Annotated in this window: 21 protein-coding genes and 1 tRNA gene; 11 read left to right on the plus strand and 11 right to left on the minus strand. The window is 65.1% G+C overall.

Annotated elements, in window-relative coordinates; translation table 11 throughout:
* Positions 1-97: 97 nt before the first annotated feature.
* The 4 genes from RJ527_17940 to RJ527_17955 form a co-directional block, all read right to left on the minus strand.
* Positions 98-925: an aspartate dehydrogenase gene (locus tag RJ527_17940; GenBank protein ID WND75895.1), complete on the minus strand. Its 828-nt coding sequence runs from the start codon at positions 923-925 to the stop codon at positions 98-100.
* A 75-nt stretch (positions 926-1,000) separates the two neighbouring features.
* Entirely contained in the window at positions 1,001-1,417 is a 417-nt protein-coding gene (locus RJ527_17945; protein ID WND75896.1) for a MerR family DNA-binding transcriptional regulator, read from the minus strand.
* A 51-nt stretch (positions 1,418-1,468) separates the two neighbouring features.
* A complete protein-coding gene (gene mgtE / locus RJ527_17950) occupies positions 1,469-2,884 on the minus strand; it encodes a magnesium transporter (protein ID WND75897.1) in 1,416 nt (471 codons plus the stop codon).
* A 168-nt stretch (positions 2,885-3,052) separates the two neighbouring features.
* A tRNA-Leu gene (locus RJ527_17955) sits at positions 3,053-3,139 on the minus strand.
* Between the two features lie 110 nt (positions 3,140-3,249).
* Between RJ527_17955 and lipB the strand changes: the two genes are divergently transcribed.
* A complete protein-coding gene (lipB, locus tag RJ527_17960; protein WND75898.1) occupies positions 3,250-3,912 on the plus strand; it encodes a lipoyl(octanoyl) transferase LipB in 663 nt (220 codons plus the stop codon).
* A gap of 10 nt (positions 3,913-3,922) precedes the next feature.
* A complete protein-coding gene (locus tag RJ527_17965) occupies positions 3,923-4,321 on the plus strand; it encodes a hypothetical protein (GenBank protein ID WND75899.1) in 399 nt (132 codons plus the stop codon).
* A gap of 10 nt (positions 4,322-4,331) precedes the next feature.
* Here the strand turns inward: RJ527_17965 and RJ527_17970 are convergent, their stop codons facing one another.
* Both RJ527_17970 and RJ527_17975 read right to left on the minus strand, forming a co-directional pair.
* On the minus strand, positions 4,332-5,993 hold the full coding sequence (locus tag RJ527_17970; protein ID WND75900.1) for a GGDEF domain-containing protein: 1,662 nt from the start codon (positions 5,991-5,993) through the stop codon (positions 4,332-4,334).
* A gap of 125 nt (positions 5,994-6,118) precedes the next feature.
* Positions 6,119-7,078 (minus strand): MBL fold metallo-hydrolase, encoded by a 960-nt coding sequence (locus RJ527_17975; protein ID WND75901.1) that lies wholly within the window; start codon positions 7,076-7,078, stop codon positions 6,119-6,121.
* A 142-nt stretch (positions 7,079-7,220) separates the two neighbouring features.
* Here RJ527_17975 and RJ527_17980 point away from each other — a divergent pair, with 142 nt between their 5' ends.
* Positions 7,221-7,730 (plus strand): heme-binding protein, encoded by a 510-nt coding sequence (locus tag RJ527_17980; protein ID WND75902.1) that lies wholly within the window; start codon positions 7,221-7,223, stop codon positions 7,728-7,730.
* 256 nt (positions 7,731-7,986) lie between these two features.
* Complete coding sequence (locus RJ527_17985; GenBank protein WND75903.1) at positions 7,987-10,011, plus strand: methyl-accepting chemotaxis protein; 2,025 nt, start codon at positions 7,987-7,989, stop codon at positions 10,009-10,011.
* A gap of 6 nt (positions 10,012-10,017) precedes the next feature.
* Here the strand turns inward: RJ527_17985 and RJ527_17990 are convergent, their stop codons facing one another.
* From RJ527_17990 to RJ527_18000, 3 genes are all read right to left on the minus strand, one after another.
* Positions 10,018-10,293: an acylphosphatase gene (locus RJ527_17990; GenBank protein WND78084.1), complete on the minus strand. Its 276-nt coding sequence runs from the start codon at positions 10,291-10,293 to the stop codon at positions 10,018-10,020.
* Positions 10,294-10,331: 38 nt separating this feature from the next.
* Positions 10,332-12,317, minus strand: a complete 1,986-nt coding sequence (locus RJ527_17995) for an acetyl/propionyl/methylcrotonyl-CoA carboxylase subunit alpha (protein ID WND75904.1) — start codon at positions 12,315-12,317, stop codon at positions 10,332-10,334.
* A 192-nt stretch (positions 12,318-12,509) separates the two neighbouring features.
* On the minus strand, positions 12,510-12,749 hold the full coding sequence (locus RJ527_18000; protein ID WND75905.1) for a 2TM domain-containing protein: 240 nt from the start codon (positions 12,747-12,749) through the stop codon (positions 12,510-12,512).
* Between the two features lie 67 nt (positions 12,750-12,816).
* Here RJ527_18000 and RJ527_18005 point away from each other — a divergent pair, with 67 nt between their 5' ends.
* The 5 genes from RJ527_18005 (at position 12,817) to RJ527_18025 (ending at position 18,421) form a co-directional block, all read left to right on the plus strand.
* Positions 12,817-14,298 carry an SLC13 family permease gene (locus tag RJ527_18005; GenBank protein ID WND75906.1) on the plus strand — a complete coding sequence of 494 codons (1,482 nt, stop codon included), beginning with the start codon at positions 12,817-12,819 and terminating at the stop codon, positions 14,296-14,298.
* A gap of 77 nt (positions 14,299-14,375) precedes the next feature.
* Entirely contained in the window at positions 14,376-15,311 is a 936-nt protein-coding gene (locus tag RJ527_18010) for an N-carbamoyl-D-amino-acid hydrolase (protein ID WND75907.1), read from the plus strand.
* Positions 15,312-15,323: 12 nt separating this feature from the next.
* Complete coding sequence (locus RJ527_18015) at positions 15,324-15,917, plus strand: demethoxyubiquinone hydroxylase family protein (protein ID WND75908.1); 594 nt, start codon at positions 15,324-15,326, stop codon at positions 15,915-15,917.
* Between the two features lie 7 nt (positions 15,918-15,924).
* The gene (locus tag RJ527_18020) at positions 15,925-16,626 is read left to right on the plus strand and encodes an NAD(P)H-dependent oxidoreductase (protein ID WND75909.1); all 702 of its coding nucleotides are present in this window, start codon (positions 15,925-15,927) and stop codon (positions 16,624-16,626) included.
* Positions 16,627-16,726: 100 nt separating this feature from the next.
* Complete coding sequence (locus tag RJ527_18025) at positions 16,727-18,421, plus strand: tetratricopeptide repeat protein (GenBank protein WND75910.1); 1,695 nt, start codon at positions 16,727-16,729, stop codon at positions 18,419-18,421.
* Positions 18,422-18,430: 9 nt separating this feature from the next.
* Here the strand turns inward: RJ527_18025 and RJ527_18030 are convergent, their stop codons facing one another.
* Complete coding sequence (locus RJ527_18030; GenBank protein WND75911.1) at positions 18,431-19,603, minus strand: NAD(P)/FAD-dependent oxidoreductase; 1,173 nt, start codon at positions 19,601-19,603, stop codon at positions 18,431-18,433.
* 174 nt (positions 19,604-19,777) lie between these two features.
* On the opposite strand from RJ527_18030, the gene RJ527_18035 reads away from it, so the two are divergent.
* Positions 19,778-20,899: an NADH:flavin oxidoreductase/NADH oxidase gene (locus tag RJ527_18035; GenBank protein WND75912.1), complete on the plus strand. Its 1,122-nt coding sequence runs from the start codon at positions 19,778-19,780 to the stop codon at positions 20,897-20,899.
* A gap of 168 nt (positions 20,900-21,067) precedes the next feature.
* On the opposite strand, the gene RJ527_18040 is transcribed toward RJ527_18035, so the two are convergent.
* The gene (locus RJ527_18040) at positions 21,068-21,700 is read right to left on the minus strand and encodes a YdhR family protein (GenBank protein ID WND75913.1); all 633 of its coding nucleotides are present in this window, start codon (positions 21,698-21,700) and stop codon (positions 21,068-21,070) included.
* 99 nt (positions 21,701-21,799) lie between these two features.
* Between RJ527_18040 and RJ527_18045 the strand changes: the two genes are divergently transcribed.
* Complete coding sequence (locus RJ527_18045; protein WND75914.1) at positions 21,800-22,243, plus strand: helix-turn-helix domain-containing protein; 444 nt, start codon at positions 21,800-21,802, stop codon at positions 22,241-22,243.
* The last annotated feature ends 67 nt before the right edge of the window (positions 22,244-22,310 follow it).

Below are 22,310 nucleotides of genomic sequence, written 5' to 3' on the forward strand. Positions count from 1 at the left end.
ACGATCCGGTTTCAGGCATCCGCGCCGCCTGATCCTGCTGCGCCTGACCGAGCCGACGGGCCCGTACCGGATTAACCCGGTGCGGGCCCGGCCGCGTTCAGGTCCCGACCCGGAGCGGGCTGACCAGCCCCCGCAGGGTCGCGATCATGCTGAGCGGCACGATCTTGCCCGTCGCGGGGTTTTCCGCCGTCGGCTCCCCGGCGATGTTCATTTCGACCCGCACGATATCGGATTCAACGGTGATCCAATGGGTGTTGCGGGTGATCGTCGGATCGGCCCAGACCTCGTAGCGCGTTTCATCGACGCCCAGCCCCGCCAGGCCCAGGGCGACCGCCACATTGACGTTGGCGGGGAATTTGTCGGCGGCGTCGCGGACCGAACCTTCGAACAGCTTTTTCGGCGCGGTCAGCCCCATCAGGTCGATGCCCTGCTCCCGCACCCAGCGGGCCTTCTGGAAGCCTGCGGGCGGCTTGTGGGTGCGCATGACGACCGACCGCAGATTGCCTTCGGCGGCGGCGCGCACGGTGTCCAGGCCGACCAGGGCCCCCGTCGGCACGACGATGGTGGCGCCGGTTTCGCGGGCCCGGTCGACCAGATCCATGTGATGAAGAAGCTGGCTGACCGAAAGCGGCACCAGGATGCGGCCCTGTTCCACGGCCGGGCCGCAGACGTCGAGAAAATGTTCCGGCGGCGCACATTCGACCACCACGTCGGCGACGGCGGCCAGATCGGCCAGTTCCATCACCTGGGGCGGCGTCTTCAGATGAGCCAGACGGCCGACCGCCCGTTCCTTGTCGCCGGCCGACACGGCGACCAGTTCCAGGCCCGGTTCTTCCCGGGAATCAAGCCATTCCACCACCGGCAGACCGACGGCGCCCAGGCCGCCCATGGCGACCCGCAGGGGGGTATTCTTGGTGTTTTGCAATGATGTATCCTCCGCTCCCTTCCTTCTCACAGGGACGGCCTAAAATCAATCTTGGTCACAGGGGGAATGGCGGGATCAGCCGGCGGCCTTGGTGCGCGGCTGCTCCCGTTGGGTCAGCAGGTCCTGCGACTGGGCTTCCAGGCGGTCCAGCTCGGCCAGGGTCTCGGCAATGTCTTCCTGCTGAATGCGCAGTTGTTCGCGCCGCAGCTGAAGTTTGCCGATGAACAGCTTGAGCTGCGAAACCTCGCTGGGATCAACGTCGTACAGGTCGATCATTTCGCGGATTTCGTCGAGCGAGAAGCCCAGGCGCTTGCCGCGCATGATCAGGCGCAGGCGAACATGGTCGCGGGGGCCGTAGACGCGCCGCTGGCCGTCCCGCGCCGGAGTCAGCAGCCCCTTGTCCTCGTAGAACCGGATCGCGCGGGTGGTGATCCCGAATTCGCGGGCCAGTTCGGCGATGCCGAAGGTCGGTTGTGTCTGGTCCAGTGCCATGGCCGGAACTGTAGCTAACGTTTACGTTAACGTAAAGTTCGCCGTCGGCGGCTAGAGCAGGAACACCGCCGCCAGCCCCAGGAAGGCGAAGAAACCGACCACGTCCGTCACCGTGGTCAGGAACACCGAGGACGCAATCGCCGGATCGATCCCGAAACGGTCGAGGATAAGCGGAATCGCGGCCCCGGCCAGGCCCGCGACGATCATGTTGATGATCATCGCCAGGCCGATGATCAGGCCGATCTGCGGCTGCCCGAACCAGAACCAGGCGACGGCCCCCGTGATGACGGCGAACAGCACGCCGTTGATGACGCCGACCAGAACTTCCTTGCCGATCACGCGGTAGGCGTTGGTCGCGGTCAGTTCGCGCATGGCCATGGCGCGCACGGCCACGGTCAGCGTCTGGGTGCCCGCGTTGCCGCCCATGGAGGCGACGATGGGCATGAGGATGGCGAGCGCCACGATCTGCTCCAGCGTCGTCGCGAACAGGCCGATGACCAGCGACGCCAGGATCGCCGTGAACAGGTTGACCAGCAGCCAGCGGAACCGCGCCTTGGTCGTGTCGATGGCGGCGTCGTACAGATCGTCCTCGCCCACGCCGGCCATCGCCAGCATGTCTTCCTCGTGTTCCTCGTGGATGACGTCGACGACGTCATCGATGGTGATGGCGCCGACCAGGCGCTGCGCCTCGTCGACCACGGGGGCGGACACTAGGTCGCGCTGACGGAACAGGAAGGCGACGTCTTCCTGGTCCATGTTCACGGGGATCAGCTTGAGCTCCGTCTCCATGATGTCCGAGACCTTCACGGGCCGCTTGGACCGCAGCAGGTGGCTCAGATGGATCGTGCCGACGGGCTTGTGCGTCGGGTCGACGACGAAGATGTCGTAGAATGAATCCGGCAGGATGTCGTCGTCGCCTTCCGCCGCCTGGCGCATGAAATCGATGGTCTGGCCCACGGTCCAATGGGTCGGCACCGTGACGATTTCCCGCTGCATCAGGCGGCCGGCGGATTCCTCGGGATACGACAGGCTTTGTTCGATCAGCCGCCGGTCCGGCGCCGGCATGGCGTCGAGCACCCTCTGCTGGTCGGGGGCTTCCATCTGGTGGACGATTTCGACCGCGTCGTCGGAATCCAGTTCCTGGACGTGGGCCGCGATCTGCTCCGGGGCCATGGCCTCGAAGATTTCCTCGCGCACCGACTCGTCCAGTTCGGCCAGCACGTCGGGCGCCATGTCGGGCCCGATCTCGGTGATCAGCTGTTCGCGGCGGTCCGGGTTCAGGCGTTCGACGATGTCGGCGACGTCCGCGTAATGCAGACCGTCGACCAGTTCCCTCAGACCGGCCGTATCGCCCGCGTCCAGCGCCGTGATGACGGCGGCATCGACCTCGTCGTGCTCGGGCTCGGTCGGCTCCTCGGGCTTGGCCGCGGGCTCCATCTCAAGCGTGTCGTCCGGGCGCTCGCTCATGGCGCGGGTCTCCGATCCAGGGGTCTAGGCTGCCGCAGATGGCGTGATTGCGGGCCCACCGCAGATCGGCCGCGCGAAAGCGACAATAGCCCGAATTCATTACAATTTCGCCCGGAAAAGCAAAAAACCCGGGCCAGAGCCCGGGTTTTTTCATGCCTATTCAAGGTTTGGTGCGGTCGAGAAGACTCGAACTTCCACGGGATCTCTCCCACAGCGACCTCAACGCTGCGCGTCTACCAATTCCGCCACGACCGCATTTTTCCTTGCCGCAAGCACGTCACCTGCGAAATACATGGCGGCAGATAGCAAATCGGCGCACCCATATCAAGCGGAAGCGCGACCACGGCGGAGCAAATAGGAAATTGATGACGGACCAAGGCGTCGAATGGCGGATATCGGACACGCCCGTGGCCTATGACGAGGCCGTGGCCGTGATGGAGGACCGCGTCGCCGCGATCCGCGCCGGCACCGCGCCGGAAATGGTCTGGCTGCTGGAGCATCCACCGCTCTACACCGCCGGGACCAGCGCCGATCCGGCCGAGTTGACGGACCCGGACCGCTTTCCCGTCCACAAGACCGGGCGCGGCGGGCGCTACACCTATCACGGCCCCGGACAGCGGGTCGGCTACGTGATGCTGGACCTGAAACGGCGCGGCGAGGACGTGCGCGCCTTCGTCTGCGACCTGGAGAACTGGATCATCCGCGCCCTCGCCCGCTTCAACGTGATCGGCGAGCGGCGCGACGGCCGGGTCGGCATCTGGGTCGCGCGCGGCGCGCCCGGGTCGAAGCTGTACCGCGAGGACAAGATCGCCGCCATCGGCGTGCGCCTGCGCAAATGGGTGACCTTCCACGGGGTTTCGCTGAACATCGAACCGGATTTGAGCCATTTCGACGGCATCGTCCCCTGCGGGATCGCGGAGCACGGGGTAACGTCCCTGGTCGACCTGGGGATCACGGCATCCACGCCCGAGGTCGACGTGGTCCTGCGCCAGACCTTCGCCGAGGTGTTCGGAACCCCTCAAGCCTAAGGAGCCAGTTTTGCAAAATACTCCCGACAGGGCCGCCGTCGAGGCGGCCGGGCTGGACCTTCTCGACCGCCACATGGCAGCACTGAACGCCCATGACGCCAAGGCCATGGCGGCCCTGATGCATTATCCCCATCCGCGCCTGGCGGAAGGCAAGGTCACCATCTATGACGGCCCGGACGCCAACCCCATGGACCTGTTCGACCGCCTGAAGGCCCAGGACAACTGGCATCACAGCGAATGGAACGAACGCGAACTGATCCAGTTCAACGCCGACAAGGCCCATTGGCGGCTGGTCTATACCCGCTTCCGCGCCGACGGCAGCGTCATCGGCGTCTATGATTCCCTGTATATCCTGACCCGCCTGGACGGGCGCTGGGGCATTCAATCACGGTCCAGCTTCGGGCCCTGACCGGGCACCCTCAGGTGTCCTGCGGCGCGTGGGCGACGACCCGGTTGCGCCCGCCCCGCTTGGCTTCGTACAGCGCGCGGTCGGCATCGTCGAACATCTGTTCCGCCGTCTGACCGGGCGCCCGTTCCGTCACCCCGAAACTGAGCGTCACGGTGAGCGGCCGGCCGTCGTGCGTCATTCCCATCTGTTCGATTTCCCGGCGCAGCCGCTCGGCCAGTTGGCGGGTTTCCTCAAGGGGGGAGCCGAAGCAGCCCAGGGCGAATTCCTCGCCGCCGATCCGCGCGTCGAGATCGCCCGAGCGCACATGCGCCCGCAACACGCCGCCGACCCGGCGCAGCACCACGTCCCCCACGGAATGGCCGTGGGTGTCGTTGATCTGCTTGAAGTTGTCGACGTCGGCGAGGATCAGCGATACCGGCGCGTTCTGCCGCTCCGCGCGGGCGATGTCGCGCCCGAACCCTTCGAAGAAAGCGCGGCGGTTGGACAGCCCGGTCAGTTCGTCGGTTCGGGCCTCGTCCTCGGCCCGGCGCTTGGCGACTTCGAGTTCCCGCGTGCGGGCCTTGATCTGCACCCGCAGGCTGGCGATGTGGGAAACCGCCAACAGCGCGAGAAGGACGACGATTCCCGCCGCCAGTTCCGCGCGGTAGCGGTCGATGTATTGCATGATCTGCCCCCAATCCCCCGACGGGTACATGAACCGGGTCAGATTGACCTGGTCGGACAGCCGGCCCTGCTGTTCGAACACCGCCTGGATCCGGCGCCAGCGTTCCTCGTTCATGTAGCCGATGGGAACGACGTTGGGCAGGATCAGCTTGGTCAGTTCCAACGCTTCGAATTCCAGGTGCTCGCGGACCTTGTTCTGGGTGTTGTAGCGCTTAAGGATCACCTCGATCAGTTCGTCCGGGTGGCCGACGGCGTAGCTCCAGCCCTTGAGGGTCGCGGCGCGGAACGCCTCGACCATGTCGGGCTTCTCGTCGATCAGCTTCTCGTTGGTCAGCAGCACATCGCCGTAGAAGTCGACGCCGTAATCGCGGGGCTGAAAGATTTTGAAGGGTATCTTCCGCTGCGCCATGAAATAGGGCTCGTTCGTCGTATAGGCGGTGTAGGCGTCGACCCGGCCATCGATCAGCGTGTCGAGCGAGGTGTCGCTGGGCACCAGGTCCAGTTTCTCGACCGGCAGGCCCGCATTGCGCAACATCGTCGTCAGTTCGGCGTTCATGAAGCCGCCGCCCAGCATCAGCCGCCGGAAACGCAGGTCCTCAAGCGTTTCGATACCGGTGTCGGCGCGGGTCATCAGGATCGACGGCGAATGCTGGTAGATCGCCGCCAGGGCGACCAGCGGCACGCCGCTCGCGCGGTAGATCAGCGCCCCCGTGTCGGCGACGGCGAATTCCACGCGGCCCTGCATCAGCTGGTCGATGGGCGTCACGCCGGGCGAATATTCGATCAGGGTCACGTCGAGCCCGGCGTCGCGATAGAACCCCTTCTCGATCGCCGCGTAGTAGCCGGCGAACTGGAACTGATGGCGCCATTTCAGCTGCACCCGCACCGGGGTCAGGCCGTCGCCGCGGTTCTCGGCCTGGACGGGTGCCGCCACGCCGATCCATATCCACAGGCCCAGCAGGCAGGCCGCCGTTTTCAGGTTCGCAGACACTCTCGGCAGGGCATGCATCTCGGTTTCGGCCGTTCGATCTGATCGCGGGCGATGCCACGGCCGACGTGCGCCAGCCGAAGGTTCTAGATAGCAACCTTAGCCCCCTGCCGACAACAGGCCGCGGTCCCGCAGCGGCCTACCCGCTATTCGAACTCCATCTGCACGAACACCCGCCCGGCGTTGCGGGTCGCCAGCTGCTTGAAGGTGTCGAGATGGGCATAGGCCGACTGGTCCACGTAATAGGCGCCCTTCAGGTCGCCGCCGCCATCCAGGTGTTCGCGGATATTGCCCCGCAGATAGACCAGATAGTCGTGGGTATAGCGCCGCACCTGGGCCATGTTGGTGGGATGGCCGTGGCCGGGGATGACGTAGGTCGCCTTCAGGCCCTCGAACGGCCCTGCCCAGGTTTCGACCCAGCCCTTGGTGTCCGTGTCGTCGAAGATCGGCGGCATGCGTTCGTGGAACGCCATGTCCCCGGCGATGACCAGAGATTGCCTGGGCAGCCAGACCTGGGTGTCCCCGGGGCTGTGGGCCGGCCCCAGATGCAGGACCTCGATATGGAAGCCCCCCATCTCGATCACCCGCTTGTCGGTGAAGGTTTCCGTGGGACCGACGATCCGCGTGCCCGCGGCCCGTTCCTTCAGCACGCCCTTGGCCGACGCCAGGATTTGCGCGCCGCGCGCCGCGAATTCCTTGGCCGCATCGCCGTGCGCCAGGATCGGCACCTTCTGCTCGGCCCAATACGAATTGCCCAGCATGGCGTGGCCCTGGCCGTTTTCGTTGATGACCAGTTTCACCGGCTGCGGGGTGATGCGCTTGATCTCGTCATGCAGGGCCTTGGCCAGAAGGTAGGCCCCGCCGCCGTTGACCACCACGACACCGTCGCCGGTGACGATGAAGCTGAGGTTGTTGTTATGGCCCCAGTTTTCGTAAGTCGGCGGCGCCGTGGCGCCGATCGCCGACCACACATGGGGAATGACCTCGACCGGCTTGGCGTAAAGGGCGGAGGCCGGATACTGGTCGGCGATGGCTTCGCTGGCCCGCGCGCCGGCGGGTGCCGTCATGCCGAGAATGACCCATATCAATGCGAAGAAACGTTTCATGTGGGAATCCTGTCGTCGTTGCAGGGTGGTGACCCGGTTGGGGATTGCTCAACTATGCGATAACAGTTACATAAAGTCGAATATGAGATTTCGCGCGGATGCCCCCCTGCCCGCCCGCGCGCCAAACGGGAGGACAACCACCATGAAACAGCTGCATGCCACCCTCGCCGCGGCCGCCCTTGCCGTCGCCGCCCTTGCCGCCCCGCCCGCACAGGCCGAGGGCGAGATCATCAAGGTCCGCATCATGTCGTCTGACCTGGCCGCCAAGATCGCCCAAGGCGCCGTCCACGCCTGCCGTGACAAGGGATACCAGGCCTCGGCCGTGGTGCTGGACCGGGCCGGCAACATGATCGCCGCCCAGCGCGACACCCTGGCCAGCCGTTACACCCTGGAAATCGCGGAGCGCAAGGCCGGCCTGGTCGTCATGTCCGGCTCCGATTCCGGCGAAATGCGAAAATCCCGGGGCGACATCCGCCCTGAATTGAACCAGATGCGGGGCATTATCGTGATGGACGGCGGCGTGCAGATCCGCGTTGCCGGCTCCCTCGTGGGGGCTGTCGGCGTGTCCGGCGCGCCGGGCGGCGACATCGACGCGGAATGCGCGCGTAGCGGCATCGACAAGGTGCGCGATATTCTCGACTTCGCGGATTGAGCGCTTGTCGCGGCCGCGAAAATGACAAAAACCTGACAACAAATCGCGTTTTTTCGTATACAATTTTATGACAAACTAAATTAGGAAATGACCTTAACTATCTGTTATATATAATTATTTTAATTCATGCGTTCGGTCTGATTTTAAAAGTATGACCAACGGCCAGATTTTTCCTTTTAAATAAACGGTGTATTGCCGTCGATTGCTGCGGACCGGGGGGACCGCACGGCATCGTATTTGGAGGAGAGTCCGCACCATGTCCTTGTTCCTGTCATTCATGAACAACACGAAGATTCTGACCAAGATCTTCATCGGCTTCGGGATCGTCCTGGCCCTGCTGCTGGTCATCAGCGCAACCGGCGGCGTCAGCCTGCAGAGCGGCGAAGGCAACTTCACCCAGTACCGTGAGCAGGCCGCCCTGTCGAACCGCGCCGCCATGGTCCAGGCCACCCTGCAGAAGGCCCAACTGGCGGTCGGCGACTACATCACCCAGTCGTCGGAAGACGCCATCGCGGAATTCGAGGAACGCATTTCCGAGACCATGGAATTGATCGAGACTCTGGACGGCCAGGTCACCGACCCCAAACGCAAGAAGACCATCACCAACGCCATCGAGAACCTGGGCACCTATCGGTCCGCGTTCGACCAGGTCACGTCCCTGCAAACCAAGCGGAATTCCATCTCCCAAAGCCAGATGGAGGTGATCGGCCCGGACATGGAGAGCAAGCTCACCGCCCTCATGCAGAAATCCTATGACGAGACGGACGTGTCCGCCGCCTACCGCGCGGCGAAGACCCAGCGTTCGCTTCTGCTCATGCGCCTTTACGCCAACAAGTTCATCACGGCCAACCAGCTCGACGATTTCGACAAGGCCATGGCAGCCGCCGGCGAGATGAAGGAAAACATCGCCGAATTGCAGAACGAGCTGTTCGACGAGGAACGCAAGGCCACCACCGCCAAGATCGCCGAGATGCTGGAACAGTACGAAGCCGCCCTCACGGAAGTAAGCGAGGTCATGGCCCAACGCGACGAACTCGTGCTCGGCACCATCGGCTTCGTCGGCCCCAATATCGCGGCCTTGATGAACGACCTGCGGAACGACCTGAAGGCCGTTCAGGAAGCCTTGGGGCCGGCCACCAGCAAGGCCATGAAGACGGCGATGATGGTAACCCTGGTGGTCGCCGGCGTCAGCGTCCTGTTGGGCGTTCTGGCGGCGCTGTTGATCGGCAACGGCATCGCGCGGCCCGTGACCGCCCTGACGGCGGCCATGACGTCGCTGGCCGGCGGCGACAAGACCGTCGACATTCCCAGCCAGAAAAACGGCGACGAGGTCGGCGACATGGCGCGGGCCGTCCTGGTGTTCAAGGAAAGCATGATCAAGGCCGACGAGCTTGCGGCCCGCGAACGGGAGGCCCAGAAACGGCGCGAGGAACGGGGCCGCCAGATCGAGGCCCTGACCGGCTCGTTCGATTCCGACGTCTCGGCGCTTCTGCAATCCCTGACCACATCGGCGGCCGAGATGACCTCGACCGCGTCGACCATGTCCAAGATCGCCGACGGCACCAACGAGCGGGCGGCCACGGTCGCCGGCGCCGCCGAACAGGCCTCGGCCAATGTGCAGACCGTCGCCACGGCGACCGAAGAACTGTCCTCCTCGATCCAGGAAATCGCCCGTCAGGTCGCGCAGTCGTCCAACGTGGCCGCACGGGCGGTCAACGAGGCCAACCACACGGACGAACAAATCCAAGGACTGGCCCGCGCCGCCCATCGTATCGGCGAGGTCGTCGACATGATCACCGACATCGCCGAGCAGACCAACCTGCTGGCGCTCAACGCGACCATCGAGGCCGCCCGCGCCGGCGACGCCGGCAAGGGCTTCGCCGTGGTCGCCAGCGAGGTCAAGAATCTGGCCAACCAGACCGCCAAGGCGACCGACGAGATCAGCCAGCAGATCGCCGATATCCAGGCGGAAACCCAGGATGCCGTGCGGGCGATCAAGTCGATCACCTCGACCATCAGCGAGATGAGCGAGATCGCCAGCACCATCGCGTCGGCCGTCGAGGAACAAGGGGCGGCGACCAGCGAGATCGCGCGCAACGTGGAACAGGCCTCGACCGGCACCCAGGAAGTCACCTCCAACATCATCGAGGTGACCCATTCGGCCGGGGAAACCGGCACCGCCGCGACCCAGGTCACCAGCGTCGCCAGTTCCCTGAACACCCAGGCCGATCACCTGAAGCAGCAGGTCGAGAGGTTCCTGGAAGGCGTGCGGGCGGCTTAAGACGCCCTAGACGGTCGGCCGGGCGTCGAACCCGGTCACGCCGGGGGCGGTGGCGGGCATGCGGACAACACTGTCCACCCGCGCCGCCGGCGGGCCTTCGTGGCAGCGTTCAATCATCCGGCGGACGGCATCCGGCCTGCCCGAGAACACCGCCTCGACCGTACCGTCGCGGCGGTTGCGGACCCAGCCCGAAAGCCCCAGTTCCCGCGCCTGCTCGCAGGTCCAGCCCCGGAACCACACGCCTTGGACCCGGCCGGAAATGACGACATGAACGGTTTCGATGGGGCCGGACATGACGGCCTGTCACTCCGTCGGGGCGGTCACTCGAATTCCAGGATGATCTGGTCGACCATCAGGCTGTCGCCGGGGGCGGCCTTGATCTCCTTGACCACGGCGTCCTTTTCGGCGCGCATGACGTTTTCCATCTTCATGGCCTCGAGAACGCAAAGCTCCTCGCCGGCCTTGACCTCCTGCCCGACCGCGACGGCGAGCGACACCAGCAGCCCCGGCATGGGCGACATCAGGAATTTCGACGTGTCGGGCGGCTGCTTTTCCGGGATATGGCGGTACAATTCGGCCGTGCCGGGGCTCAGCACCAGGGCCCGCGATTCCGTCCCCGCATGGATGATGCGGTAGGCAATATCGGCGCGCCCGACCTGGACGCTCTGCGGCTTGCCGTCCAGCGTCAGCTCCATCAAGGTGTCGCCAAGCCGCCAATCGGTCCGCAGTTTTAAGGTCTTGCCGCCATAGGTCACGTCGTAGCCGCCGTCGGCGGGATCGACGTGGACCGGATGGGGATCGCGGCCCAGAACGACCACCCAGTCGGCGGAAACGGCGCGGGAATGGCCTTCGACCTGACCGCTGATACCGGCGGCGCGGTCCTGATAGGCGCGGTGCATGGCGGCGGCGACGGCGACGCTCAGGGTCGGGTCGTCCTGCACGGCGTCCTTGGGGTTGAAGCCGTCGGGATATTCCTCGGCGATGAAGTTGGTGGAGAACTCGCCCGAACGCACCCGCTCGTGCGCCATCAAAGCCGACAGAAAGGCGATGTTGTTGGCGATGCCGGTGATCTGGAATCGGTCCAGGGCCCGCGCCATCTCGTCCATGGCGGCATTCCGGTCCTTCCCATAGGTCACCAGCTTGGCGACCATGGGATCGTAGAACATGGAAATCTCGCCGCCTTCGAACACGCCGGTGTCGACGCGCACGGTCTCCGTCTCGGCCGGCGGGCGGTAACGCACCAGGCGCCCGGTCGACGGCAGGAAGTTGCGGAACGGGTCCTCGGCGTAGATGCGGGCCTCGACGGACCAGCCGTTGAGCGGCACGTCCTTCTGCGCGAAGGGCAGCTTTTCCCCCGCCGCGACGCGGATCATCAGTTCGACCAGATCCAGGCCGGTGATGAATTCTGTCACCGGATGTTCGACCTGCAAGCGCGTGTTCATTTCCAGGAAGAAGAAATTCTTGTCCTTGTCGACGATGAATTCCACGGTCCCGGCCGAGCAATAATCCACCGCCTGAGCCAGGGCCACGGCCTGTTCGCCCATGGCCTTGCGGGTCTTGGCGTCGAGGAACGGCGACGGCGCCTCCTCCAGCACCTTCTGGTGGCGGCGCTGGATGGAGCATTCGCGCTCGTTCAGGTAAACGCAGTTGCCGTGCTTGTCGGCCAGCACCTGAATTTCGATGTGGCGCGGCTGGACGATGTATTTCTCGACGAACACCCGATCGTCGCCGAAGCTGGACGCCGCCTCGGACCGCGCGCGTTGCAGGCCGTCACGGCATTCGGCGTCGTTGTGCGCGATGCGCATGCCCTTGCCGCCGCCGCCGGCGGACGCCTTCAGCATCACCGGATAGCCGATCTTGTTGGCGATCTCGACCGCCATGTCGGGGTCCGCGATCGCTTCCGTATGGCCGGGGACGACGCTGACCTTGGCCTTTTCCGCCAGTTTCTTGGATTCGATCTTGTCGCCCATGGCGTTGATGGCACCCACGGGCGGGCCGATGAAGGCGATGCCCTTCTTGGCCAGGGCCTCGGCGAACTTGGCGTTTTCCGAGAGAAATCCGTATCCCGGATGAACCGCGTCGGCGCCCGTCTGCTCGATGGCGGCCAGAATCTTGTCGATCACCAGATAGCTGTCCGACGACGGCGAGGCGCCGATGTGCACGGCTTCGTCGGCCATGTCGGCATGCAGGGCCAGCTTGTCCGCGTCGGAATAGACGGCGACGGTTTTGATCCCCATCTTCTTCGCCGTTTTCATGACGCGGCAGGCGATTTCGCCCCGGTTGGCGATGAGAATTTTTTTAAACATTATTCGGCCGGCCCTGTTTGTTATTTCCGTGTTTGAACCTGTGACGGTTCGTCCTTCTGGCCTGAAACGGCCAATCCAACCCCGCCATTGGTGTAACCGAATTCACACGCTATTGCAGCGCAAAATTCGGCTTCCCGCGTTGATTCTACTAGTAGAATTGGCCGTTCCGGACCTGTTCACGGTTCCGGCCGCCTAGTTCTTCCCGGTCAGGCCATCGAACAGCCCCATCACCCAGGCCGCATGCAGCGCCAGCGGCGCGCCCCAGGCGACCATGGGGTAGATGAACCACAACTGGTCCGGCGTCTTGAGGTAGTTCAAGGCGGCGCAGCCGGCGATGGTGATAAAGTATATCAGCAAATGCAGGGCGAAACCCTTGAGGCGATTGCGGGTGCGCGCATCGTCATCGTCTTCGGCGGGGTCGTGATCGTTCATGGCGGGTCCTTCGTCTGGTCTTTAATCTAGGCCCGCGCCGCCGCCACTGCCAACACAGGAAGCCATGATGACCGCAGATTCCAGCCCGCCCCCCAGCCCGGAAGGCGCCCGCCCGGCCGCGCCGCTCGTTGGATTGGCGGCGGGGCCGGCTCTGTGCCTGGCCCTGGCCGCCCTGCCGGCACCCGACGGGCTTGGCCGGGAGGCCTGGATGACCGCCGGGGTGGCGGTCTGGATGGCCCTGTGGTGGCTGACCCAGGCCGTGCCGCTGGCCGTCACCGCCCTGCTGCCGGTCCTGCTGTTTCCCGTGCTGGGCATCGCCAAGGCCGCCGATGCGGCCCATCCCTACGCCCATCCCCTGGTCTTCCTGTTCCTCGGCGGCTTCGTCATCGCGCTCACCATCGAACGCTGGAACCTGCACCGCCGCGTCGCCATCGCCATCGTCTCCGTCGCCGGGGTGCGCCCGGACCGTCTGATCGGCGGCTTCATGCTGGCCACGGCGGGGCTCAGCATGTGGGTGTCCAACACGGCGACGACCCTGATGATGGTGCCCATCGGGCTCAGCGTCGTCGCCTTCATCGAAGGCCGGCGCCAGGACGGTGCGCCGCCCACACCCGCTCAGGACCGTTTCGCCCGCGGCCTGCTGCTCGCCATCGCCTACGCCGCCAGCATCGGCGGCACGGCGACCCTGATCGGCACGCCGCCCAATGCCTTTCTCGCGGGATACCTGGCGCAGAACCACGGAGTAGACCTCGGGTTCGCGCGCTGGATGCTGCTGGGCGTTCCCCTGGCGGCCGTCATGCTGCTGGCCGCCTGGCTGCTGCTGACGCGGGTCCTCTACCCGGCGAACGGCCTGGACCTGACACGTGTCGCCGCCGGCATCGCGGCCGAAAAGGCCCGCCTCGCCCCGCCCGCGCGCGGTGAGGCGCTGACCGCCCTGCTGTTCGCCGCCGTGGCCCTGGCCTGGGTGTTTCAGCCCTTGATCGCCGACATCGTTCCGGTCAGCGACACCGCCATCGCACTCGCCGGGGCCGTCGCCGCCTTCGCCATCCCCGTGAACCTGAAAAAGCGGGAATTTCTGATGGACTGGGACCACGCCATCCACCTGCCCTGGGGCATCCTGATTTTGCTGGGCGGCGGGTTTTCCCTGGCCGAAGCCATACAATCGACGGGCCTCGCCGCTTGGCTGGGCGGCCTCGTCGCCAGCGGCGGCCATCTGCCGCTGATCCTGCTGTTGCTGGCGATCACCGGGCTTGTCGTGTTCCTGACCGAGATCACGTCGAACACGGCGACCGCCGCCGTGTTCATCCCCGTGGCCGCGACCCTGGCCGTCAGCATGGGGTTCGACGCCGTGACCTTCGCCGTGCCCGTGGCGCTGGCCGCCAGCTGCGCCTTCATGATGCCCGTGGCGACCCCGCCCAACGCCATCGTGTTTGCCGCCGGGCGGCTCGACGTCGTGCATATGTGCGCCGCCGGGGTCTTCCTGAACCTGATCGCGACGGCGGTGATCGCCGGGGCGGCGCTGGTCCTGGTCCCGATCGTGTTCGGCTAGCACCGCCCGGCTTGTCGGCCCCGCCGTCCGTCCCGTATTCTCGCGGCCCCGCAGTCCCACAAGAAACGGAATACACCATGACTCGTATCGTCCGCGTCGCCGCCGCCCAGCAGGGCCCCAATCTGGAAACCGACAGCCGCCAGGTCATCGTCGCCCGTCTGCTCGACATGATGAAACAGGCGAAATCCAAGGGCGCCGACTTGGTCGTCTACACGGAAACGGCGCTGACCACCTTTTTCCCCCGCTTCTATGCGGAAAACCGCGCCGACATGGACCCCTGGTTCGAACGCGACATGCCGAATGACGCGACGCGCCCCCTGTTCGACTACGCCGCCGACAACAACATCGGGTTTTCATTGGGATATGCGGAACTGACCCCCGACGGTCACCACTTCAACACCCAGATCCTGGTCGACAAGGCGGGCGCCATCGTCGGCAAGTACCGCAAGGTGCATCTGCCGGGCCATGTGGAGCTGGAGTCCGAACGGCGCTTCCAGCATCTGGAGAAACGCTATTTCGAGCCGGGCGACCTGGGCTTCCCGGTGTGGCGCACCATGGGCGGCGTCATGGGCATGTGCATCTGCAACGACCGCCGCTGGCCGGAAACCTACCGGGTCATGGGCCTGCAAGGGGTGGAACTCGTCATGCTCGGCTACAACACGCCGTCGTGGAATGGCCTGGGCGGCCCGGACACGCCCGAACTGCGCCACCATCATTCACGCCTCAGCATGCAGGCCGGGGCCTATCAGAACGCGACCTGGGTGGTCGGCGTCGCCAAGGCCGGCGAGGAAGCGCCGGGCTATCACCTCATGGGCGGGTCCTGCATCATCAACCCGGACGGCCAGGTGGTGGCCGAGGCGGAGACCGAGGACGACGAGGTCATCGTCCACGACTGCGACCTCGACGCCTGCGCGTTCCTCAAGAACTCGACCTTCAACTTCGCCGCCCACCGGCGCACGGAGCACTACGGCCTGATCACGGAACGCACGGGCGCCGTGCCGCCGCCCGAGTAACAGCAAAAGACCATGGATCAACCTGACCGCACCATTGCTCGGATTCTTAAGGTGAATCACGCCGGCGAATACGGGGCGATCCGTATCTACCGAGCGCAATTATTGATGGCGCGGCGCCTCTATCCAGACATCGTGGATTTTCTGGAAACCACATTGGAACATGAGATCCACCATTGCTCTGCATTTCGCCAAGCCATGCCCCAATGGTCAGCGAGGCCGTGCCGCATCATGGCGTTGTGGGGCAATGGCGGCTGGGTCCTGGGATTCGTCACCGCTCTGATCGGTAGGAACAGCATCTGGATATGCACTGCGGCGGTGGAGGCCACGGTTCATCGACACCTGGAAGACCAATTGGGATTTCTCCACGATAGAGCACCGGGCTTACATCAGCTGATCACCGGCATCCAAATAGAGGAACGGGAGCATTTGCGGTACGCGCAGCAGCAAATCGCCCGTCATGGCGTTTGGGAGGAGCTCCTCACTTGGACTATCAGCCTGTCCACGGAGATTGCTATCTGGTTATCCACTTGGGGTGAGTCTACGCGGATGGCCAAGATCCTAAAACGTCAGGGAACCGGACCGACGCAACCCACAGTGGTGAAATGACAACGCCATGAACGTCTTGATCGTCCACGCCCATCCGGAACCGAAGTCGTTCAACACGGCGCTGCGCGATCATTCCGTCAAGATACTTAACGGTCTGGGCCGTGCGGTTCAGGTCTCCGACCTGTACGCCATGGGCTTCAACCCGGTCGCGGGGCCGGGGGATTTCGGGGACCGCGCCGATCCGGACTATCTGGTCTACGCGCTCGAACAGCGCCATGGGCACGAGACGGGCACCCTGGCCCCCGACATCCGGGCCGAGATCGACAAGCTGATGTGGTGCGATCTTCTGATCCTGCACTTCCCGCTTTACTGGTTTTCCGTCCCCGCCATCCTCAAGGGCTGGATCGACCGGGTGCTGGTCTCGGGCCTGACCTACGGCGGGCGGCGGTTCTATGACCGGGGCGGCTTGGCGGGCAAACGCGCCCTGCTGACCCTGACGCTCGGCGGGCGGGAACACATGCTGGACAATGATGCCGCCGTCCACGGGCGCCTGAACGACATGCTGAAGCCATTGCTGCAGGGCACCCTGGCCTATACGGGCATGACCGTGCTGCCGCCCTTCGTGGCCTGGCATGTGCCCTATGTGGATGATGCCGCGCGGGCGGGATACCTGGAGACCTACGCGGAACACTTAAGAAATCTCGACAATTTGACGCCCCTCGCCTTCCCCTCCCTCGACGATTTCGACGTGGCCATGAGGCCCAAGTAAGTCTTGGCGGCAACCAACCCTCGGATAACGGCTGGCCCCTCGGCCAGTGCTGGGTTAAACCTTTGGTCACCTTCATGCCGTCTGTTCGAGAGCGCCCAACGTGAATTTACTGCAAGAAGCATTCGCCGCGCACCAATCCGGCAGGCTTCAAGATGCCCAGCGCCTGTACCGCGCGTTCATCCAGGCCAACCCCGGGCACGCGGAGGCCCATCATCTGCTTGGCGTCGCCTGCATGCAGATGGGCAACCTGTTGAGCGCCATCGAGGCCTTGACCCAGGCGGTCGACCTGAACCCCAAGAATCCGAATTATTTCAACAACCTGGGCCTGGCGCAGTTTTACCGCAACGACGCCGCGGCGGCGCGGGACAGCTATCAACGCGCCCTCGCCCTGGCGCCGAACAATCCGGACACGCTGAACAACCTGGGGATGGCGCTGCAACGGCTCCAGGATTTGACGGGCGCCGTCGCCAGTTTCGAGGCCGCGCTCCGGATCAATCCGGACGAACCTGAAATTCTCCACAACTACGGCATCGCCTTGCGCGACGACGGGCAGGCGGCCAAAGCCATGGCGGCCCTGAAGAAAGCCATCGCCGTCAGCGGCGGCATCCCCGACACCCATGCCGCCCTGGCGTCCTTGCAGTTCGTGTTCGACCAGTATGACGACGCCATCGCGTCCTGCTGGGCGGCGGTCAAGCTGGACCCCCTGCATATCGACGCCCACAAAACCTTCAAAGGCCTGAAGAACGCCATGAGCCGCGAGAGCGAGCGTTACGACACGTTTCGCTGGGCGCTGGAGGCGATGCCGCAGAACCCAAAGGCCTACGAACAATACGGCTGGGAACTGGCGCAGGACGAAAAATTCACCGAGGCCGAGCCGATCCTGCGCCAAGCGCTTGAGATCGATCCCGACCTGCCCATCGCCCTGACCTGCCTGGGCTGGTCCCTGTCCATGCAAGGGCGGCACGATGAGGCCCTGCCCCATCATGCCCGGGCGGCGGAATTATCGCCGGACGATCCGCAAATCCTGGAAAGCTACGGCCAGAGCCTGATCCGCGCCGGCCGCCCCGGCGACGCGGTCGCCGTGCTCATGAAGGCGCACCGGATCGTCCCGCGCCTGAGCACCGTCATCGGCACCATGACCATCGCCATGGTCGAAGCCGGCGATCCCGCCGTCGATACCTTCGTCGACTACGACGCCGACGTGGTCACGCAGATGCTGCCCACGCCCGCCGGGTTTCCGGACATGGCTGCCTTCAACGACGCCCTGCATGCGGAACTGGAAAAACGCCACCAGAAGGGTTCGCTCCCCCTCGACCAGACCATGCGCGGCGGCACGCAGATTCCCAACAACCTGTTCCGCAACGCGTCGGGCCATGTCCTGACCGTGCGGAACATGATCCTCGATGCCATCCGCGCCTATGTCGATGGGCTGGAGGACGACCCCGACCACCCGTTCCTGCGCTACATCAACCGGGACTTCCGGTTTACCGGCGCCTGGTCGACGATCCTGTACGGCGCCGGATACGACGCCAGCCATGTCCACAACGAAGGCTGGCTGTCGGGCGTGTACTACGTGAAGGCTCCGGAATTGGACGAGGACCGCTGGGCATCCGGCGAGGGCTGTATCCAGTTCGGCGCGCCGCCGGACGCCTTCGTCAGCGACAAGAACCGGACCCGAAGGCTGATCCGGCCGCAGTCCGGGTTGTTGGTGCTGTTCCCGTCCTATGTCTGGCACGGCGTCAAGCCGTTCACCCAGGAAGGCCTGCGCCACTCCATCGCCTTCGACATCAAGTAGCCCGCGGCCCTAGACCACCTCGCCGCAGGCATGGCCCGACGCCCAGGCCCATTGGAAATTGAAGCCGCCGAGATGGCCGGTCACGTCCACGGCCTCGCCGATGAAGTACAGGCCCGGCGCGTCCTTCGCTTCCATGGTCTTCGACGACAAATCCCGCGTATCGACCCCGCCGACCGTGACCTCCGCCGTGCGCTCGCCCTCCGTGCCGGCCGGCGTGACGGCCCAGGCATTGACCTGATCTCCCAGGGCGCGCAGGCGCTTGTCCGGCTGGTCGGCCAGACGGCCGAGGCAGCCTGTCCATTCGCAGAGCCTTTGCGCCAGGCTTTTCGGCAGCACCTGGGCCAGCGCCGTCGGCACCTCTTTCTTCGGTTGCGTCCGCTTCCATTCCTTCAGCATTTGGAACAGGTCCGTGCCCGGCAAAAGGTCGAACAGGATCGTGTCTCCCGGCCGCCAGTAGGATGAAATTTGCAGCACCACCGGCCCGCTAAGCCCGCGATGGGTGAACAAGAGCGCCTCGGCGAAGCGCACCTTGCCGAGCGCCGCCGTGGCCTCGACCGAGACGCCGGACAGGCCCTCGAGCCGTGCCAGCATGGCCGCGTCGAAGGTCAGCGGCACCAACCCCGGGCGCGGCGTGACGACACGCAGCCCGAATTGTTTGGCGATCTCGTAGGCGAAGCGGCTGGCCCCCATCTTGGGAATCGACGGCCCGCCCGTGGCGATGACCAGCGCCGCGCCCGAAAACGTCCCCTTGTCCGTGTCCACGCGGAACCGCGCGCCGTCCCGGGCGACCGCGGTCACGTTGACCGCCGTGCGGATGTCCGCCCCCCTGGCCTCGTCCAATAACAGGTCGATGATCTGCTGCGCGTTGTCGTCGCAGAACAGCTGGCCCAGGGTCTTTTCGTGATAGGCGATGCCGTGCTTTTCCACCAGGGCGATGAAATCGCGCTGGGTATAGCGCTTGAGCGCCGAGACGCAGAAATGCGGATTGTCCGACAGGAAGTTCGCGGGGGCCGCGTGCAGGTTGGTGAAATTGGCCCGCCCACCGCCGGAAATGCGCACCTTCTGCGCGACCTTGGGGTTGCGTTCCAGCACCAGCACCCGGCGCCCGCGCCGGACCGCCCCGGCGGCGCACATGAGCCCCGCCGCCCCCGCGCCGATGATGATGACGTCGAAGTCTTCCATCCGCGTCCTATAGCCGACTGCCGGCCCATTCCCAAGCGCGGGTTGTCAGGCGGCACGGGGCTCCCCATTTGTCCGGAACAGGGAATTCCACTAGGCTTTCCCGCATCCCGCCGCTGATTTCACCCTCCGCGCTTCCGCGACACCTCCCGCACTCTCAACAACCGATGGACCGCCATGCCCAGCCAGCTTTTCTCGCCCATTCGTCTCGGCAACCTGGACCTTGCCAACCGCATCGTCGTCGCCCCCATGTGCCAGTATTCGGCCCATGACGGCACCATGACCGACTGGCACCTGGTCCACCTGGGGCAGTTCGCCCTGGGCGGGGCCGCGCTGGTGTTCGTCGAAGCCGCCGGGGTCGAGCCCGTCGGGCGCATCACCCCCGGCTGCGTCGGGCTGTATTCCGACGACAACGAGGCGGCCATGCGCCGGGTCATCGACTTCTACCGTGATTTCGGCAGCGCCAAGATCGGCATCCAGTTGGCCCACGCCGGGCGCAAGGGATCGACCGAGGTGCCGTGGAAGGGCGGCACGCCCCTGCCCGCCGACGACCCCCGCGCCTGGGCGACGGAAAGTGCCTCTGCCCTGCCCTTCGCGGCCCCCTGGCCGACGCCGGCCGCCTTGGACGACGCAGGCCTGGCGCGCATCAAGAACGCCTTCGTTCAGGCCGCGCACCGCGCGCTCCGCCTGGGCTTCGACGCCATCGAGTTGCACGCCGCCCACGGCTACCTGTTTCATCAGTTCCTGTCGCCCCTGAGCAACCAACGCAACGATGCCTACGGCGGCGATCTGGCCGGACGCATGCGCTTTCCGCTGGAGGTGTTCGAGGCCGTCAAGGCCGTGTGCCCCAAGGACTATCCGCTCGGCGTGCGCGTCTCGGCGACGGATTGGGTCGACGGCGGCTGGGACATCGCCGACACCGTCACTTTCGCCAAGGAAGTTCAGGCGCGGGGCGGCGCCTTCGTCGACGTGTCGTCGGGCGGCAATTCGCCGTTGCAGCAGATCGCCGTCGGCCCGGGTTACCAGACCGCCTTCGCCGCGCAAATCCGGCGCGAGACGGGCATGACCACCATCGCCGTCGGCAAGATTACCGATCCGGTGCAGGCGGAGACCATCGTCGCCTCGGGCCAGGCGGACATGGTGGCGCTGGCGCGCGGCATGCTCTACGACCCGCGCTGGCCGTGGCACGCGGCAGAGGCGCTTGGCGCCGAGGCCGCCTTCCCGCCGCAGTACAAGCGGGCGCATCCGACGCTCATGGGCGAGCCGGTGCCGGGAACCCCACCTGCGCCGAAGCCGTAGCCTCCGTCTTCCGGCGGCGCGGCGTCAACAGTCCGGCAAGACGGCGAACGGCGGCGTGAAAAGCCAAGGAGCGTAGAAGCCGCGCGCGGCGCAGTTCCTCCGCCATGCGGCCGGGCGAAAGGTCGGTATCGGGTTGCAAGTTCATGTCACGTCTCCTTCTTCTTCGCTTCATGCATAGAACGGCGAACGCATTTGACGGCTGGCCTGCTCGACGACCGCCCCGTCGAAAATCCGGGTCGTGTAGGCCGCGCCCAGAGTCGCCGGCGTTCCCGGGAACGCCTCAACCGCGAAGGCGGTCGCGTTCTCAATCGTGTCGAACGCGTCCAGACCGCCGATCGACTGCGTGTTCAAGCCGCTGAGCCAGGTCTTGGACATCAGGCCGGGAACCTGTTTCAGAACCGGATTTCGTTTCCGCCATGGCCCTTGTTCAAACGGAACGCTGGCCTGGATCTCCGTATAGACATAGGCCCCTGGCATTTGCCGCAGGACACCGCCGAAGTGCGGAGAGTTCATGTCGCGGCTCGCCTCCTCGATCACGCCGGCCTCGAAAAGGCGCGTCGTCTGCGCCACGCCGAACCTGCGCGCTTCGCCCGGGAAGTAACCGGTCACGAAGGCCGTCGCGTTCTCCAGGCTGTCGAAAGCATAGATCCCGCCCAGCGAATGATTGCCGACGCCCGCCAGCCAGGTCTTGTTCAACAACCCCGGCTGTTCGAGCAGGGTCTTGTTCACCTCTGCCCAGGGGGCGTCGGCGAAGGGCACGGCCAATTGCAGTTCCGTGTAGACGAATGCCTGGGGGGTCATGGCGGGGTCTCCTGATTTCGATATAACTTGCTTTTTACAAGTTGTATCGATTTACGCATATTGCTTGCTTTTTACAAGTGTTATTTTTATGCTGTTTTCATGAAGACCGAAGTCAAGAAACACGACAGCGATTGCCTGGTCGCCTACGGCGTCGATACCTTCGGCGACCGCTGGACCCTGCTGGTGCTGCGCGACATGATGCTGTACGGCAAGCGCCGCTATAACGAGTTCCTGGCATCGGAAGAGCAGATCGCCACCAACATCCTGGCGGCCCGTCTAAAGCATCTCGAATGCGAAGGCATTCTGACCAAGGAGCGCGACCCGGAAAACCGGCGGAGTTATGTCTACAGGCTGACCGACAAAGGCATTCGACTGGCGCCGGTGATCCTGGAAATCATGCGCTGGAGCAGCCATCACTCCAAGATCACGGCCCGGCGCCGCAAGCTGCTGGACCGCATCGAACACGACCGTGACGGCGTTCTGGCAGACATCCGCGCCGCGCGCCCGATCCTCCCGCCCCCCCCCGCCCGCGCCGGAGCCTGAACCAAAATCCCCCGCAACGGCTAGGACCGTGCGGGGGATCATTGGTACGGCGGCCGAGCGACGGGCG

The sequence above is a fragment of the Thalassospiraceae bacterium LMO-SO8 genome, from assembly GCA_031655335.1.
GTDB lineage: Bacteria > Pseudomonadota > Alphaproteobacteria > Rhodospirillales > Casp-alpha2 > UBA1479.

What these genes read in the sequence shown, in the direction of transcription:
- RJ527_18015 (WND75908.1), top strand. Translation starts at nt 15,324, where the DNA reads ATGGATCAACCTGACCGCACCATTGCTCGGATTCTTAAGGTGAATCAC.
- lipB (WND75898.1), top strand. Translation starts at nt 3,250, where the DNA reads ATGACGGACCAAGGCGTCGAATGGCGGATATCGGACACGCCCGTGGCC.
- RJ527_17995 (WND75904.1), bottom strand. Translation starts at nt 12,317, where the DNA reads ATGTTTAAAAAAATTCTCATCGCCAACCGGGGCGAAATCGCCTGCCGC.
- RJ527_18020 (WND75909.1), top strand. Translation starts at nt 15,925, where the DNA reads ATGAACGTCTTGATCGTCCACGCCCATCCGGAACCGAAGTCGTTCAAC.
- RJ527_17945 (WND75896.1), bottom strand. Translation starts at nt 1,417, where the DNA reads ATGGCACTGGACCAGACACAACCGACCTTCGGCATCGCCGAACTGGCC.
- RJ527_18010 (WND75907.1), top strand. Translation starts at nt 14,376, where the DNA reads ATGACTCGTATCGTCCGCGTCGCCGCCGCCCAGCAGGGCCCCAATCTG.
- RJ527_17975 (WND75901.1), bottom strand. Translation starts at nt 7,078, where the DNA reads ATGAAACGTTTCTTCGCATTGATATGGGTCATTCTCGGCATGACGGCA.
- RJ527_17970 (WND75900.1), bottom strand. Translation starts at nt 5,993, where the DNA reads ATGCATGCCCTGCCGAGAGTGTCTGCGAACCTGAAAACGGCGGCCTGC.
- RJ527_18040 (WND75913.1), bottom strand. Translation starts at nt 21,700, where the DNA reads ATGACCCCCCAGGCATTCGTCTACACGGAACTGCAATTGGCCGTGCCC.
- RJ527_18045 (WND75914.1), top strand. Translation starts at nt 21,800, where the DNA reads ATGAAGACCGAAGTCAAGAAACACGACAGCGATTGCCTGGTCGCCTAC.
- RJ527_18035 (WND75912.1), top strand. Translation starts at nt 19,778, where the DNA reads ATGCCCAGCCAGCTTTTCTCGCCCATTCGTCTCGGCAACCTGGACCTT.
- RJ527_18000 (WND75905.1), bottom strand. Translation starts at nt 12,749, where the DNA reads ATGAACGATCACGACCCCGCCGAAGACGATGACGATGCGCGCACCCGC.
- RJ527_18005 (WND75906.1), top strand. Translation starts at nt 12,817, where the DNA reads ATGACCGCAGATTCCAGCCCGCCCCCCAGCCCGGAAGGCGCCCGCCCG.
- mgtE (WND75897.1), bottom strand. Translation starts at nt 2,884, where the DNA reads ATGAGCGAGCGCCCGGACGACACGCTTGAGATGGAGCCCGCGGCCAAG.
- RJ527_18030 (WND75911.1), bottom strand. Translation starts at nt 19,603, where the DNA reads ATGGAAGACTTCGACGTCATCATCATCGGCGCGGGGGCGGCGGGGCTC.
- RJ527_17985 (WND75903.1), top strand. Translation starts at nt 7,987, where the DNA reads ATGTCCTTGTTCCTGTCATTCATGAACAACACGAAGATTCTGACCAAG.
- RJ527_17980 (WND75902.1), top strand. Translation starts at nt 7,221, where the DNA reads ATGAAACAGCTGCATGCCACCCTCGCCGCGGCCGCCCTTGCCGTCGCC.